Below are 12,809 nucleotides of genomic sequence, written 5' to 3'. Positions count from 1 at the left end.
TAATAAGCCTTTGCGGATTAATCTAAAAACAAGCGGATAGAAGCAATTCCGTACACCCCAAGTGCTTCACACGCCTTGACATGCGCAGGTTTGACGATACCTCCAAGCGCGAAACATTTGAGAGAGATTTTATCATTTATTTCTTTTAACTTCTCTAAACCTACGGGCTTTCCTTTGCCGGGGGATTCGAAGATGGGACTAAACGTCAACGCATCGGCACCGTTTTTTTGTGCCTCTTCCGCTTCGCGTAAGGTATGCGTACTGACCACGACAAAAAGTCCTAAAGCTTTAGCCTCTTCAACGACATGTAACGCATTTGAGGGCAAATGTACGCCTAAAACGCCTAAACGATGAGCTAAGCGATAATCGCCGTGAAGAAGGACGTTTTTATGTAAATTTTGCGGAAGAAAGGCAAGAACCTCCGTAGCAAACACTGCATAATCGACAACATGTTTATCGCGTAAACAGATATAATCGACACGGTGTTTTTGCGTAATGTCACGAAGTTTTTGCGCACAGATTTGCGCATCGGAAGTGTAATAAAGTGGATCAGTGATCAGATAGCGTTTGAGCATCGTTTGTGTCGATCCAGCGTTGCAATAAAGCCGTTTGCTTTTGCGCTTCCGAAAATTTTGCAATCTGTAAAGACGCCACTTCAAAAACAACCACAAAAAGTGCTCCGAAGAGAAAACAAAAAAGCCCGATCACGCAAGCGACGATCCATCCGAAAGGTAAGAAGAGTAAAAAGAAGTAAGTCCCGCCGGCAATTGCAAGAGCCCAAGAGGCACCTTGCAAAAAGCTCAGCAGTTTTTCAAAACGCGAGAAATCTTTAGTGTTCTTCACTGATCAAGACCGCACCTGCAAGATAAACGTACGTTAAGATCATAAAAATAAACGTTTGCAAAAGTGCGGAAAACGTTAAAAGCGCATATGCGGGAAGCGGAGCAACCCAAGGGGCAAGCATTAAAACTACCGCCAAAAAAATATCTTCGCCTTTGATGTTACCGAAAAGTCGGAAGGAAAGGGAAATAATACGCGAAAAATGCGAAACGATTTCGATAGGAAACATTAACGGAGCCAAAAGTTTGACCGGTCCCATAAAATGTGCGAAATAGTGAACGACGCCGTTGACGCGGATACCTTCAAAATTATAATAAACAAAAACCATTAACGCCAATGCCAATGTCATGTTTAGACTGCTTGAAGGTGCTTCAAAACCGGGAACGATACCGATCATATTGGCAACAAAAACGACCAAACCGATGGTTGCTACAAGCGGTAAATATTTGCGAGATAACTCTTCTCCGATGACGTCTCTACCCATAGAGATAACGCCTACAAGATATGCTTCCATAACGTTTTGTACGCCGCTTGGGACCAATTGCATCTTAGACGTTGCCATTTTGGCGAGTCCCAAGACGATCAATGCTACCAAAAGAATGTGGGATACGAAAAGAAAGTTATGGTCGTGACTGATTAAGCCTACAAAGGTAAAAATTTCACCCATTACACCGTTCCTTTAATTATTATTTGCGTGATTGTATCGATAAATCATTTAATCATTCATTAAGACTTCGCTTTTTGGCGAAGCTTTGTGACTTGTTCACCGCCGATACCCCAATTGTCGGTATCGACTTCATCGATAACGACGACGGTCGTCGAACGATTTTTACCTAACACGTCAACCAATAAATCGGTCACGCCCGCAATGAGTTTTTCTTTTTGCTCTTTGCTGGCACCTTCTTTGGTTATTTTGATATTGACGTAGGGCATGGCATCTCCTGATTGAGTAGTCGATCGGCACGAAGGAGTGCCGTATCGATATGATCGGTAATGTTTTCTTGTCCGACGTTTTTATCAAAACCGAGGCGTTCCATTTTATGTTTAATACGCTCGTTGACGCCGGAGAGTACAAGAACCGTTCCGTTGCTTTGACACAGCTCTAAAAATTCTTCCAAAGCATGTAATCCCGTCGCATCGATCATAGGAACATGACGCATTCGCAAAATAAACACTTTTGGGGCATCTTCCAATTCGCCCAAAATATTTTTCAAACGATCGGCGACGCCAAAGAAGAAAGGACCGTTAATTTCATACACTTCGACGCCTTGCGGGACGATTTTATTACTGATCGCATGAATGTCGGTTTCGTCAATCGGCTCGTCGGTTTCGTCAAAAGGCATAACCACACTCTCTTTCGTGTCGATAATCCCCGTCACGTCAATCATACGCTTGATAAATAAAAGACCCGCCAACATAATGCCCGTTTGTACGCCGGTGTTCAAATCGATAAAAACGGTCAAAAAGAAAGTCATTAAAAGTACGACGACGTCATTTCGTTCCGACTTGAGTGCAATCGCTTTAAAATGGTGGAATTCGCTCATATTCCATGCAACGACCACTAAAATTGCCGCCAACGCCGCCAAGGGAATTAATAAAATCAATTTTGAAAACAAAAACATAAAGATCAATAACATCAACGCGTGTAACATACCCGAAACTGGACCGTATGCGCCCGATTTAATATTGGTTGCCGTTCGAGCAATCGCACCCGTCGCTGCAATACCGCCGAATAGCACCGACCCGATGTTAGCGATGCCTTGAGCGATCAGCTCCTTGTTGGAATGGTGATGATCGCCCGTCATACCGTCTGCAACGACACACGAAAGTAAAGACTCGATTGCCCCTAAAATCGCTATCGTAATAGCATCGGGGAAAACGGCGCGAATTTTTTCCAGCGAAAAAGCGGGAATCGAAGGTGACGGAAGCGTCGAAGGTAACGATCCGAATTTCGATCCTATCGTTTCAACCGGTATATTAAACCACCAAACCGCAAACGAAGCAAAAACAATGACTAGCATCGGAGCGGGAACGCGCGGAAAACGGTGGCGAAGTTTAATTAACATCGCAATGCTGATCAGTCCTATAGCCAGTGCGTAATAATTCACATGTAACGCTTCGTGCGAATACAAAACCCATTGATCGGTAAATTCCGCCGGCATTTTTGCAATCGGCAAGCCTAAAAAATCTTTGATTTGCGATGAAAAAATAATCAAAGCGATACCGCTTGTAAATCCCACCGTTACGGGATAAGGAATAAACTTAATGATATTGCCGAGTTTAAAAACACCCATTAAAACAAGCATTCCACCGGCTAAAAACGTCGCAATTACCAAACCGTCGTAGCCGTGTTTTAGAATCACCGCATAAAGTACCACAACAAAAGCCCCCGTAGGACCTCCAATCTGATACCTGCTTCCTCCGAGTAAGGAGATAATAAACCCCGCAACGATCGCTGTAAAAAGACCGCGTTCGGGACTTACGCCGCTGGCAATCGCAAACGCCATCGCCAAAGGTAAGGCAATAATCGCCACCGTCGCTCCCGCAAGCACGTCCGAAGAAAAGTGTGCGAAAGTGTACCCTTCCTTTAAAAGCGTATAGCTTCTAGGAAGCCAATTTTTTACATTCATCAAAACCGCCTTTCTCTAGAGTATTTGTTTCTCCTGACCTAAGCGATACAGGGCAAAATCGAATTTGACGGGATCGCTAGGATCAAGTGTTTTTAAGGCATCGGTCAGCTCGAGAACCGCTTTAAAATCGTATGTTTTACGCGTAATCAACCCTAATTTTCGACCGACGCGAAACGTATGCGTATCTAAGGGCATCAAAAGGTCTTGAGGACGAACCTCGTTCCACAAGCCCAAATCCAATGCGTCGCAGCGAACCATCCAACGTAAATACATATGCCAACGTTTGTAAGCGGAAGTCGGGTTAGATGAAGGAATTGTACCTAAGAGAAACTGATACCCTTTTGAACGATACGGATTAGAAGCGTATAACATGTCGATCAGTACGGCAATTCCGTCCATAACATTTTGCTTTTTATGATATCCGCATAAAAAAAGTTTTTCCAAACTTCCGTGCGTCTCTTTGAGGCGTTTGAGCGTTATAAAAAACGCTTGAATATCAAGACTGTTTTGAAAACGGTAATACGAAGATTGCAAAGCCTCGACAATATGCGATTCACTTTTTTCCAAAAGGCTAAAGTCCAAACACTCTAAAAAACGAACGATTGCTTGGGCATTTCCGTAAGCAAAAAGCGCACAAACCAAAGCGACGTATTCGTCTTTATACCGCGAAGCGACCATTAAAGGATCGGGTTTGGAAGCGGATAATTCTAAAGTGCAATTGCGTTTAAAAGCTTCTTCGCGTAAACGATCAGCAATGCTTTTATGCATCGCGTAAAGCCTCTTTTTCGTTACTTTTTTCTTGAAGGTAGTCGGAAAGTTGAAGCAAAGAAAACGTCACTAAAAAGATCAAAAGACCGGGAAAAAAGCTCAACCACCACGCAATGTCGATAACGTCGCGCCCTTCGCTTAAAATAACGCCCCAACTGATTTGAGGCGGCATAATGCCGATTCCCAAGAAACTCAATCCGCTTTCGGAAAGTATCGCGCCGCTAACGCCGAAAGTAAAACTGATGAAAAAGATAGGTGCAAGTAAAGGAGCGAAATATTTAAAAATAATTTTAAACGTTCCTACATGTGAGAGTTGTAAAATTTTGATAAACGGCGCATTGGAAATCGCAAAGCTCTCGCTTCGAATCATACGCGCCATTCCCATCCATCCCGTCACCGAGATAATCACAACAAGTATCCACACCGACGCGTTCATATAACTAATCAACGCCAAGAGTAAGAAAAAAGTCGGAAACGTTAAAAAAAGATCGATCACGATAATAACCAAACGATCGACGCCTTTTTGAAAAAACCCCGCACTAATGCCGATCATCAAGCCGATGACACTTGCAATAAAAGCACTACCGAGTCCGATTAAAAGCGAAATTTGACCGCCGAGCATTAAACGGGCTAAAAGATCGCGCCCTAAGCGATCGGTTCCCAAAAGATGCTCACAATCGGGTGCTAGCAAAATGGCGTCGGGATGGAGATCGTAAGGCGAAACATGATAGAAAAAAGGCGCACCGAAGCATAAAAAGAAAATGAGCACCAATAAACAGGTGCTCGCGTAAGGAAAGCGTTTCACTAGGATTTAATTCCTAAGAGCGTGTCTAACATTTGATCGATTGTCGTAATAATTTTAGCCGCCGCTGCGAACGATTTTTGGTATTGCATCAAATCGATCAGCTCTTCTTCCGTGTTAACACCGCTAATCGATTGAAATTCGGAAGTAATCGTTGCATTTAAAGCTTCATTGGTGTCATATTGACTTTTTGCCGCGGAAGCATCCGTAGCAATCTTCGCCGTAAACGCGCTGTATTGCCCTTGTATCGTACCCTGAGAGATCGAGCCGTCTTTATGGTAAAAATTTAACGACGTATATTGAAGCTGAAGCATACTGTTCGCAACACTATGATTTCCGTAAACGGGAGCTCCGTATCCTTGAACCGCGGAAGGGTTTTCTTTATATTCCGTTTTGACGTTAATATTCGAAGCGTCGCTACCCGTTAAAAACTGGCTCACTCCGATAATACCCGGAAAATTACTACCGTTGTCTTTAACGGCAACCGTATAACCGTTATTCAAAGAAGTGGGACTAATAGAAAAAGAGCCGTTGTCCATAAACTCTGCTTTAAAATAGTCGCTGACGTCATTAAGCGCGTTGTTGTCTTGATTGTCGTCCGTATCACTGTTAAATTGCGTTAAGATACTTTGTGAAAACGTATCGTCGTTCATCGTCGTCATACCGTTAATCGTGAGTGTTTTACGTGCCACTTCTTTTCCGTTGGTATCGTAAACGATGACGTCCATCGACCCGTCGTTCATATTATTGTAAACGTTTTTCAGCGACTCATTGCCTTTCAGCGATAAAGATGGACTATCCATACGTTTTTGGGCACTTTGAGCATAAATATTGTTGGTTTCCGTAATAAAAGTCTGAGCAAAACTATCTAAATCATCTATATAGCCTTGTAAAATACCGTCTTGCGGGTATCCGCCGTTGATGCTTTTATCGATTACACGCCCTCTTAAATCCAAAATAGCACCGATTTTACCTCCGGATAACTGTGTCGTCAAGTCGTAAAGACTACCGTCTTGCATTTGCGAAGAGATGGAGTAATAACTGCTTTCGTTGGAAGAGTTATCGATAACGATCGGATGAAACGTAGGTCCGTCTACAAACGAGGCACCCGATATATTGAGATAATATTCCTTTCCCGTATCGGTCATATTGGCATCTACGGTCGTATCACTCGTAATATTGCCTTTAAAAACGGATATATTGACCAACTTAGAGAGCGTCAATTCCAATTTATCGCGTTGATCTCGTAAATCATTGGCATATGTTCCCTTGGTTGCTTCGACGATACCGATTTGTTTATTCAAATCGGCAATTTGACTTCCAAGGCTATTCAATTCGTCGACGGCCGTTTTTAATTGCGTATTCATGGAGTCTTGCAAATTTCTTAACGAATCCCTCGTCGATTGGATATTGGTCGTCAATGTAACGCTTTTTTGGATCAATGCGATTTTTTGTGAACCTTCCGTCGTATTAGAAGCTAAATTACTCCATTCCGTAAAATAGTTCGTTAAATCTTGCGCCAATCCCGAATCGCTTAAATCAGGGAAATATTTTGCCGTTTCTTGCAAAGTTTTAGTCGCAAACGTATCGTAAGAGAGACTCGAGGAAGAATCGCGAAGTTTAGAGTAGACAAACTCATCATGAATACGTACGATCGAAGTAACGGAAACACCGCTACCTATGCTAACGCCTTGCGTATAAAGAGGCGTACTTGCCGCAAACGAAACACGTTGACGCGTATACGAATCATTGTCGGCATTGGAAATATTTTGGCTGGTCGTCGCAATAGCGATTTGCGAAGCGTTTAATGCCGTTTTGCCGGTATTGAGCGTGCTAAATAGGCTCATCTTTAAGCCCTTACTTTGAGTAAAGAAGCCGGCTTATGATTCGAAGCGGTATAACCGTCCATTTCTCGCGGGAAAATACTGTCCAGCAGAACATTGTAAAACTGGCTAACGGTCACAACGTAACGCGCATACTGCTTATTGCATGTTTTAAGCTCGGACAATTTGGTTTTCATATACGCTAAAAGTTGTTTTTGCTCGGCGTTTAGAAGCTCTTCAAGCGATTTTTGTCCGCTTTCTTTCAGCATTTTCATTAACTCATTATCTAACAGTGATTTTTTATGTTCAAAAGAGTGAAGTAAATCTTCTTTAATTTTAGCACGTTCAAAAACATTCATATGTTTGGCAACCTTGATATCGGCAATGTCCTTTTCCGTTTGTTCTATCAGGTTTTCAATATCTTTGATCGCATTTTGTAGATAGTGAGTTAACATTTTTTATCCTTTGATATAGAAAGGACTTAGAACAACTCTTCCGTAATCGCTTTTGCCGTTTTTTTCAGATCGACCTTATACGTTCCATCTTCGATCTCGGCTTTAAGCGTAGAAAGTTTGTCTATGCCTTCGCTTTTTTCGGTTTTTTCGGCACTCTTTACGGTGTCGTCTTTGAATGCACTGCCTTGTACATACGCCGCATTGGACGCTTGAACGGTTGAAATCATTTGAGACCCTTTATAGTTTAACGTTTGTGTTAACCCTATATCGTCTAAAACAATAAAACTTTAACGCCCTTCTTTCAAATAATTAAAAAGCATCTGACTAATTCCGAGTCCGCCGCTGAGTGCCGAACTCATCGTATCGTTATACATCGATCGATAAATTTTATCTCCGGCATCTTTGGGGAAAAGCGGATCTTGTTCCTCCGTGTCCGTAGCGATGTCTAAAATTTGCTTAAGGAAAAAAGCTTCAAATTTATCGGTTTGTTCTTTCAGCAAAGCATCGCTTTGAGACGTATGGCTTGTCGCCGAATCCGTTTTAATATTCGTCGTCGGTAAAGATGCGTAATTTGCATTCATCAATGCAAGCGAAGTATCGTTGCTGCTCATCATATGACCACCAGTTGTGCCGTAATGGCACCGGAGCGTTTGATATTTTCAAAAATCGAGATAATATCTTTGGGTTTCGCACCCAATTTATTGAGTGCTCGCGCCACGTTGGCAACGGTCATGCTCTCTTCTTGCATTTTAATGCGGTTTTCGCTTGCGGCTATTTGAACATTACCGCCGATATCAACGTTTTTATCGCTTGGTACGTTATCGTTTGCTTCGATTTTGATCGTAATATCGCCGTGGGTAATGACGACGGGATCGACTTTAATATTAACGCCCGAAACGATTGTACCCGTACGCTCGTCGATAATAATTTTATCTTCGCGTTCGTATTTAACTTGCGTATCCAGCGTTTTGGCCAAAAACTCGACAGACGTATAATTCGCGGGCTTCATCAAACGAATCGTTCGAGAATCGGTTGCTACGGCTATTTTTTTACCGAAGGCACGATTGAGTTCGTTTTGAACGGATACCGCCGTATTAAAATTTGCTTCTTTTAACGAAAGGTTGATAAATTCTTGTTCGTGTAAGTCAAATTCGATTTCGCGCTCCACGAGAGCTCCGCCGAAAATATTTGCCGATGCCGGATGATTGACCTGTCCTTTTTCTTTGCCGTTCATACCGCCGATCGTAAGCGAACCTTGCGCAAGAGAGTAGATTTTACCGTCGACGCCTTTAAGAGGCGTTAGCAAGAGATTGCCGCCTTGCAAAGATTTGGCATCGCCGATAGACGAGACCGAGACATCGATTTTATCGCCTTGACGCGCAAAAGCGGGCAATTTTGCGGTAACCACAACGGCGGCGATGTTTTTAGATTTAATATCCGCCGGATCGATTTTAACGTTCACGGTCTGTAAAAGATTCGACAAAGAGCGAAGCGTAAATTCCGAAGAAGAACCGTCCCCCGTTCCGTTTAATCCCACGACCAAACCGTAACCGATCAGTTGGTTTTCGCGCACGCCGATGACGTTGGCGACATCTCCGAGCCTTTCAGCGAAAAGCGACGATACGATGGAAACAATTACCAATGAGATGTTGATAATTTTCATTTATTCCCTTTACATGTAGCATTCTTGCTAAGTGTAAAGCAATTCGCGTTCCAAAGATTTATCGGTAATACGAGAGGGAACTTTTTCCGAATTTTTTTGTTTTTTGCAGGGTATATGAGCCGATCGTTTCAGGTAAGACTTCCGCACTCATATGTTCTACGATCGCGGCTATCGTTTTGTCTTGCGGTAACGAAGCGATTAAGCGAAGCGTATTTTGATACACCTCTTCCATCCCTTCACGAATTGAAAACGGAGGATCGAAATAAAAATAGGTCGGCGTACGTAACGTAGAAAAGAGTGTGGGTAAGAGCGTAAAACTATCTCCGCACAGAACTGTCGTATGCGTCTCGTCGATCGCTTTACAATTACGCTTTAAAATGCGGGCGGCATCGTGCTCTTTTTCGATAAAGTAAGCATGATCGGCACCTCGGCTGAGTGCTTCAAGCCCGATAGAACCGCTTCCTCCGAAAACTTCGACAAACGTCGTATCCATGACTTCGTATTGTAGCGTATCGAACAACGAGCCTTTTAAAATCGCTTTGGTACTACGAGTGCTCTCTAAAGAGGGCAATTCAAGCTTTTTTCCTTTATATTTTCCCGTGCTAATCGTCGTATATAAAGGTTTAGTTACCATAATAACTCCGAATCGTTTGAATCAAATCTGCTCTAAATTGATCGGTCAATGCCGTAATCTTTTCTTCAAGGGCATAGGTGCTTTTAGGTAAGTCGCTTATCAGACCGTCCATACTGTTTTGCACCATTAAAAGATGTTGGAAAAATTTATCAAGCTCTAACAAAAGCGTCGATTTTGAAAACGGTATATTTAAATTTCCATCGGAGGGGGCAATATAAAAAACCGGTTTATCAAGTTCGATTTTTTTGTCGCTAATGACGAAATCACATTGTTTATACGCAACAATAGCATCGCCCAAAAACGACTTAAGCGCACGGCTGAGTAAAAGCGACTGACATACGACGGCAATCTTCATCGGCTCCCTTTAAGATACAATATCGCGAAATATAACACACAATCTCTTAAAGAGTTAAACAAAAAAAAAGATGTGCCGATTTAGGTCAATAGGAAATAAACAACTTACGGAGTAAGGAAAGCTATCATGGATATTTTTAGCGCGACCAGCAAACATGTTGAAGCTACTACTACGCCCAAATCGGCAAATGTTATGCCGACCAAGCAAGTAGAACACTACAGTGAAACAACCGACGCCAATCCAGACAATCAAAAAGATCAAACGAAAGACGTCAAAGCCTCCCTTGAAAAAACGGTTAAAGAATTGAACGAGCAAATGGATATGCTTGACACCAATCTCAAATTCGGTTTTAACGATAAAATCGATATTATGTATGTCAACGTCATGGAAAAAAGCACCGGAAAACTGATTCGCAAGTTTCCGACGGAAGAAGCGATGAACTTGTCGGCAAAAATGAAAGAAATCGTAGGAATGATTTTTGATAAAAAAGGATAGTAGATGGCAACTTCAAGCTTAAGCTCACTCGGGCTCGGAAGCGACGGTGCTCTCAGTTACGATACGATTGATCAATTACGTACCGTTGATGAAAAAGCGCAATTGGATCCTATTGATAAAAAAATAACGACCAATACGACTAAACAAACCGATTTAACTTCATTAACTTCGTTGGTAACGACGTTAGAAACATCGACAAACTCGCTTGCAAGTGAAATGACGTATTTGAAAAGAAGTACCACCGTTTCTAACAGTGCCGTTTCAATTACGGCGCAATCGGGTACAGACGTTCAAGATTTTTCGTTGCATGTCACAACTCTAGCGAAACAAGACGTTTATCAGTCCAAGACATACACGTCTCAAACCGCTACGTTTGCTTCGGCCGACGATACGTTAACGCTCGAAATTAACGGTAAAAGTTACGATTTCAACGTAACCGCGACGACAACATTATCTGAACTTAAAGATATGATTAACGATAAAGCGGGAGACAAGGTAACGGCTTCTATTTTGAATGTCGGAGGCACCGAACCGTATCGTTTGGTTATCAAATCGGATACGACGGGAAAAGATAATGCCATAACACTTTCCTCAACGGGTACGACCAGTGCGGATTTAGGCTTTAGCACGGCAGCCAACCATTTGCAAGAAGCAACGGATGCTTCTTTCACGTATAACGGAGTGGCAATTTCACGCGCGACCAACACGTTTGACGATCTGATTAAAGGCGTTAGCGTTACGCTAAACGAGACGCAAGAAACGGGCAAAAATACAACCGTATCGATTACGCAAGATTCCAGCGAACTGAAAAAAACCGTTGAATCCCTCGTCTCTTCGTATAATAGTTTAATGTCGCAACTCACGGAACTGACAAAATACGATATCGATACGAAAACCGCCGGAACATTCCAAGGTGTTAGCCAAATTACGGCATTAAGCCGAGAAGTACGCAAACAAGTTTTAAGCGTCGATTCTGAAGGTAGAAGCTTGGCAGACTACGGACTCGAATTAAATACCGACGGACAGCTTGAATTTGACTCATCGGTATTTGATAAAAAATTGAAAGAAGACCCTGCCGAACTTCAAGAGTATTTTAGAGGTTCAACCACGTACAAAACGACGCAATACATCGGAACTCCCGTTGCTTCCGATGCTCTGAATATCGCTACGGACGAATTTAAAATCAACGGAACTTCCGTCACGTTTTCCACATCCGCAGGTGCCACGGCGGCCGAAAATCTTACGGCCTTACAAACGGCGATTAATAAAGCAGGCATTTCGGGAATCGAAGCGACATTGGGTAGCAATAATAATATCTACCTCAAAAGCACGATTCAAGGTTTGGACATCGAAATTACGGGCGATAAAACTAAGCTGGCATCTTTAGGATTACAACCGACGACGGCTTATGCGCAAAGCGAAACCAAGGAAGGTGTTTTTACCTCGTTTAATACGCTCTTAAACTCTTATACCAATAGTAAAGACGGTATTTTGTCGCTTTATAAAACAAGTTTAACGACGGAGAAAAAATCGCTGACTACCGAACGTGAAAAAACCGTCACGAATTTGGATAAGAAATACGACTTGATGGCAAAACGTTTTGTCGAGTACGATAGGATTATCAATCAACTTCAAACAAGTTTTGACTCTTTATCGCTAATGATCAAACAATCTTACACGTCACAAAATTAATTTATTTAAGGAAAATAGAATGTACTCCAATCTAGCATACTCAACTTACTCACAAAATAACGTCTCGATAGAATCACCTGAAAAGTTGATAAAAATGCTATACGAAGGTATTTTACGCTTTGCTTCTCAAGCAAAAAGAGCCATAGAAGACGGAAATATCGAGAAACGAACCTATTGGATTAACCGTACTTCCGCTATCTTCGCAGAGTTAATTCATTCACTTAATTACGATAACGGTCGAGTTGCGTACTATCTACAAGGTCTTTATACGTATCAGTTAAAATTGCTTTCGGAAGCCAATTTAAATAACGATACCGAAAAATTAGATCAAGTCATGAATGTAGCACGCGGCCTTTTAGATGCGTGGAAAGACGAAACTGAAAATGTCATGGAATAACGATTTTACGGTAGCCTTGGTTTCAAAAAACGATCATGAGATAGAACGATTGCTCGCGCGAATGCCGCAATTTACTACTCGTGAAGAGATGCAGTGTGCACAAGCGTTGATTCAAGAAGCCTTAACGTATATGCAAGATGAACGTCGTGGCATACAAGAGGCGATGCAAAAACTTAAAAAAACACGCGATTTCATCGCTTCTTCAGAAATATTATCATCCTACGAAAAAGAGTACAGAGGGTAAAACTACCCTCC

At 42.2% G+C, this 12,809-nt stretch carries 18 protein-coding genes; 4 read left to right on the top strand and 14 right to left on the bottom strand.

Going from position 1 to position 12,809, the window contains the following annotated elements; translation table 11 throughout:
* Positions 1 to 17: 17 nt before the first annotated feature.
* From OA34_RS08570 to OA34_RS08505, 14 genes are read right to left on the bottom strand one after another with little or no spacing between them, the layout of a single operon-like run.
* Positions 18 to 575, bottom strand: coding sequence for a thiamine phosphate synthase (locus OA34_RS08570; protein WP_039674409.1), 558 nt, complete (start codon positions 573 to 575; stop codon positions 18 to 20).
* Positions 550 to 843: a hypothetical protein gene (locus OA34_RS08565; protein WP_039674408.1), complete on the bottom strand. Its 294-nt coding sequence runs from the start codon at positions 841 to 843 to the stop codon at positions 550 to 552. Before OA34_RS08565 ends, OA34_RS08570 begins: the two co-directional genes overlap by 26 nt.
* Positions 830 to 1,507 (bottom strand): F0F1 ATP synthase subunit A, encoded by a 678-nt coding sequence (locus OA34_RS08560; protein ID WP_039674407.1) that lies wholly within the window; start codon positions 1,505 to 1,507, stop codon positions 830 to 832. The genes OA34_RS08565 and OA34_RS08560 overlap by 14 nt, the downstream gene beginning before the upstream one ends.
* Before the next feature lie 59 nt (positions 1,508 to 1,566).
* Entirely contained in the window at positions 1,567 to 1,773 is a 207-nt protein-coding gene (locus OA34_RS08555; RefSeq protein WP_039674406.1) for a 2-hydroxymuconate tautomerase family protein, read from the bottom strand.
* Positions 1,749 to 3,470 (bottom strand): SulP family inorganic anion transporter, encoded by a 1,722-nt coding sequence (locus OA34_RS08550; RefSeq protein ID WP_039674405.1) that lies wholly within the window; start codon positions 3,468 to 3,470, stop codon positions 1,749 to 1,751. Before OA34_RS08550 ends, OA34_RS08555 begins: the two co-directional genes overlap by 25 nt.
* Before the next feature lie 15 nt (positions 3,471 to 3,485).
* Positions 3,486 to 4,238 (bottom strand): TIGR02757 family protein, encoded by a 753-nt coding sequence (locus tag OA34_RS08545; RefSeq protein ID WP_286682939.1) that lies wholly within the window; start codon positions 4,236 to 4,238, stop codon positions 3,486 to 3,488.
* The gene (locus tag OA34_RS08540) at positions 4,231 to 5,043 is read right to left on the bottom strand and encodes an ABC transporter permease (protein WP_039674403.1); all 813 of its coding nucleotides are present in this window, start codon (positions 5,041 to 5,043) and stop codon (positions 4,231 to 4,233) included. The genes OA34_RS08545 and OA34_RS08540 overlap by 8 nt, the downstream gene beginning before the upstream one ends.
* On the bottom strand, positions 5,043 to 6,887 hold the full coding sequence (gene flgK, locus OA34_RS08535) for a flagellar hook-associated protein FlgK (RefSeq protein ID WP_039674401.1): 1,845 nt from the start codon (positions 6,885 to 6,887) through the stop codon (positions 5,043 to 5,045). Before flgK ends, OA34_RS08540 begins: the two co-directional genes overlap by 1 nt.
* Positions 6,888 to 6,889: 2 nt before the next feature.
* The gene (locus tag OA34_RS08530) at positions 6,890 to 7,318 is read right to left on the bottom strand and encodes a hypothetical protein (protein WP_039674398.1); all 429 of its coding nucleotides are present in this window, start codon (positions 7,316 to 7,318) and stop codon (positions 6,890 to 6,892) included.
* Positions 7,319 to 7,344: 26 nt separating this feature from the next.
* Positions 7,345 to 7,545, bottom strand: coding sequence for a flagellar biosynthesis anti-sigma factor FlgM (locus OA34_RS08525; protein ID WP_039674396.1), 201 nt, complete (start codon positions 7,543 to 7,545; stop codon positions 7,345 to 7,347).
* A gap of 60 nt (positions 7,546 to 7,605) precedes the next feature.
* On the bottom strand, positions 7,606 to 7,932 hold the full coding sequence (locus OA34_RS08520) for a rod-binding protein (protein WP_370695872.1): 327 nt from the start codon (positions 7,930 to 7,932) through the stop codon (positions 7,606 to 7,608).
* On the bottom strand, positions 7,929 to 8,981 hold the full coding sequence (locus tag OA34_RS08515; RefSeq protein ID WP_173636957.1) for a flagellar basal body P-ring protein FlgI: 1,053 nt from the start codon (positions 8,979 to 8,981) through the stop codon (positions 7,929 to 7,931). Before OA34_RS08515 ends, OA34_RS08520 begins: the two co-directional genes overlap by 4 nt.
* A gap of 58 nt (positions 8,982 to 9,039) precedes the next feature.
* Positions 9,040 to 9,615 carry a 16S rRNA (guanine(966)-N(2))-methyltransferase RsmD gene (gene rsmD, locus OA34_RS08510; protein WP_039674394.1) on the bottom strand — a complete coding sequence of 192 codons (576 nt, stop codon included), beginning with the start codon at positions 9,613 to 9,615 and terminating at the stop codon, positions 9,040 to 9,042.
* Positions 9,605 to 9,970 (bottom strand): hypothetical protein, encoded by a 366-nt coding sequence (locus OA34_RS08505; protein ID WP_039674393.1) that lies wholly within the window; start codon positions 9,968 to 9,970, stop codon positions 9,605 to 9,607. Before OA34_RS08505 ends, rsmD begins: the two co-directional genes overlap by 11 nt.
* A 126-nt stretch (positions 9,971 to 10,096) precedes the next feature.
* Here OA34_RS08505 and flaG point away from each other — a divergent pair, with 126 nt between their 5' ends.
* The 4 genes from flaG to OA34_RS08485 are packed head-to-tail and all read left to right on the top strand — an operon-like array spanning position 10,097 to position 12,798.
* Positions 10,097 to 10,465 (top strand): flagella length regulator FlaG, encoded by a 369-nt coding sequence (flaG, locus tag OA34_RS08500; RefSeq protein WP_039674391.1) that lies wholly within the window; start codon positions 10,097 to 10,099, stop codon positions 10,463 to 10,465.
* A gap of 3 nt (positions 10,466 to 10,468) precedes the next feature.
* Positions 10,469 to 12,157 (top strand): flagellar filament capping protein FliD, encoded by a 1,689-nt coding sequence (fliD, locus tag OA34_RS08495; RefSeq protein ID WP_039674389.1) that lies wholly within the window; start codon positions 10,469 to 10,471, stop codon positions 12,155 to 12,157.
* Positions 12,158 to 12,176: 19 nt separating this feature from the next.
* The gene (gene fliS, locus OA34_RS08490) at positions 12,177 to 12,554 is read left to right on the top strand and encodes a flagellar export chaperone FliS (protein ID WP_039674387.1); all 378 of its coding nucleotides are present in this window, start codon (positions 12,177 to 12,179) and stop codon (positions 12,552 to 12,554) included.
* Positions 12,541 to 12,798 carry a hypothetical protein gene (locus OA34_RS08485; RefSeq protein WP_039674385.1) on the top strand — a complete coding sequence of 86 codons (258 nt, stop codon included), beginning with the start codon at positions 12,541 to 12,543 and terminating at the stop codon, positions 12,796 to 12,798. The genes fliS and OA34_RS08485 overlap by 14 nt, the downstream gene beginning before the upstream one ends.
* Positions 12,799 to 12,809 lie beyond the last annotated feature (11 nt).

It is taken from the genome of Sulfurospirillum sp. MES (assembly GCF_000789415.1).
GTDB classification, from domain to species: Bacteria; Campylobacterota; Campylobacteria; order Campylobacterales; family Sulfurospirillaceae; genus Sulfurospirillum; species Sulfurospirillum cavolei.
The sequence above is the reverse complement of the archived record's forward strand: the minus strand, read 5'-3'. Positions and strand labels throughout refer to the sequence as shown.

What these genes read in the sequence shown, in the direction of transcription:
- OA34_RS08515 (WP_173636957.1), bottom strand. Translation starts at nt 8,981, where the DNA reads ATGAAAATTATCAACATCTCATTGGTAATTGTTTCCATCGTATCGTCG.
- OA34_RS08530 (WP_039674398.1), bottom strand. Translation starts at nt 7,318, where the DNA reads ATGTTAACTCACTATCTACAAAATGCGATCAAAGATATTGAAAACCTG.
- OA34_RS08545 (WP_286682939.1), bottom strand. Translation starts at nt 4,238, where the DNA reads ATGCATAAAAGCATTGCTGATCGTTTACGCGAAGAAGCTTTTAAACGC.
- flaG (WP_039674391.1), top strand. Translation starts at nt 10,097, where the DNA reads ATGGATATTTTTAGCGCGACCAGCAAACATGTTGAAGCTACTACTACG.
- OA34_RS08550 (WP_039674405.1), bottom strand. Translation starts at nt 3,470, where the DNA reads ATGAATGTAAAAAATTGGCTTCCTAGAAGCTATACGCTTTTAAAGGAA.
- rsmD (WP_039674394.1), bottom strand. Translation starts at nt 9,615, where the DNA reads ATGGTAACTAAACCTTTATATACGACGATTAGCACGGGAAAATATAAA.
- fliS (WP_039674387.1), top strand. Translation starts at nt 12,177, where the DNA reads ATGTACTCCAATCTAGCATACTCAACTTACTCACAAAATAACGTCTCG.
- OA34_RS08485 (WP_039674385.1), top strand. Translation starts at nt 12,541, where the DNA reads ATGTCATGGAATAACGATTTTACGGTAGCCTTGGTTTCAAAAAACGAT.
- fliD (WP_039674389.1), top strand. Translation starts at nt 10,469, where the DNA reads ATGGCAACTTCAAGCTTAAGCTCACTCGGGCTCGGAAGCGACGGTGCT.
- OA34_RS08555 (WP_039674406.1), bottom strand. Translation starts at nt 1,773, where the DNA reads ATGCCCTACGTCAATATCAAAATAACCAAAGAAGGTGCCAGCAAAGAG.
- OA34_RS08560 (WP_039674407.1), bottom strand. Translation starts at nt 1,507, where the DNA reads ATGGGTGAAATTTTTACCTTTGTAGGCTTAATCAGTCACGACCATAAC.
- flgK (WP_039674401.1), bottom strand. Translation starts at nt 6,887, where the DNA reads ATGAGCCTATTTAGCACGCTCAATACCGGCAAAACGGCATTAAACGCT.
- OA34_RS08570 (WP_039674409.1), bottom strand. Translation starts at nt 575, where the DNA reads ATGCTCAAACGCTATCTGATCACTGATCCACTTTATTACACTTCCGAT.
- OA34_RS08505 (WP_039674393.1), bottom strand. Translation starts at nt 9,970, where the DNA reads ATGAAGATTGCCGTCGTATGTCAGTCGCTTTTACTCAGCCGTGCGCTT.
- OA34_RS08525 (WP_039674396.1), bottom strand. Translation starts at nt 7,545, where the DNA reads ATGATTTCAACCGTTCAAGCGTCCAATGCGGCGTATGTACAAGGCAGT.
- OA34_RS08520 (WP_370695872.1), bottom strand. Translation starts at nt 7,932, where the DNA reads ATGATGAGCAGCAACGATACTTCGCTTGCATTGATGAATGCAAATTAC.